Here is a 1,039-nt window from a genome sequence, read left to right as displayed (position 1 = left end):
GTTCGTTAAAACGAATTATTTAACTACTTTGATTTCAGGCATTTGATACTCACCACTTTGGATTGCATCGTCTGCGCCGTAGAAACGCATGATGGCGTAGAACGGTTTTTCAGGTACTGGCAAGAAGTTTGGATCGTCTGCACGGCCTTTCTCGTTCGCACTCATGTAAATGGTGTAGTAACCGTCTTTGTCCGCTTTCATGGTTCGGTCGCCACGGCTGTGACGGTTTAGGTCGTTTTTCGCCATCAAACGGTTGTCGTTGCCGTAAATAGTAACAGACCAGAATTCGCTGACGTTCGGCGCTTTAAAGCGCATCACGTAATCATGCTTCGAACCATCCAGTTTTTGACCAGTGCTGTCGAAATCTGATTTACGGTAAGACGCTTCGATAGGTGGTAAGCCCCACTGACCAAGGTAAGTACCTTCTGCAAAAATATCGCGTGGCGCATCACCCAAGGTATCGCGTGTACCAAGCAACGTACGAGCATCTGTCATTTTAGGTGCAAGTTCGACGAGGTGTTCCATGCCTTTCTTCTCACCAACTTTTGCCAGTTTTAGCTGCTCAGGTGTGAAGTCAGTTTTGCATGGTTCAACGCCGATAGATTGGTATTTATCCAACCACTGTTTGTCTGCATTGCCCATCGAGCCATCACATAGCACGAAGTTCACGCGTTCAAGCCATGTTGAATTTTTTGGATCTGGGTACGTTCTTTGTACTGGTTTTGGCCCGTTCTTACCTAAATATTCCGATAGGGTACGAATGTTCCATTGATCCATGTAGTTAAGCGCGACTTTCGCATCTTCGTCATTCACTGCCATGATGCGACCCATCAGCTTCACAAGGTTGCTGTCTACGCGAACCACTTCGTCGACAGACGCTGGCACTTCACCTTGCCAATCTTGTGCTGCAAACATGAACTGGCCACCTTTTGTGCCGCGAGTACGAGAACTGAACGCTGCGTTGGTGTAGTGGCCCATGTCCATTGTGTGCAAAATCCAGTAACGGCCTTCATCCATATCAGGCACGCTTACAATGACA

Annotated in this window: 1 protein-coding gene; it reads right to left on the bottom strand. The window is 47.5% G+C overall.

What is annotated here, in order from left to right; translation table 11 throughout:
- Nucleotides 1-15: 15 nt before the first annotated feature.
- The coding region (locus R7E00_RS25130) for a DUF1214 domain-containing protein (RefSeq protein WP_318124928.1) at nt 16-1,039 on the bottom strand (1,024 nt) is incomplete at its 5' end.

It is taken from the genome of Vibrio sp. Vb1755 (assembly GCF_033338635.1).
Classification (GTDB): Bacteria; Pseudomonadota; Gammaproteobacteria; order Enterobacterales; family Vibrionaceae; genus Vibrio; species Vibrio alginolyticus.
This window is presented reverse-complemented; position numbering and strand designations above follow the sequence as displayed.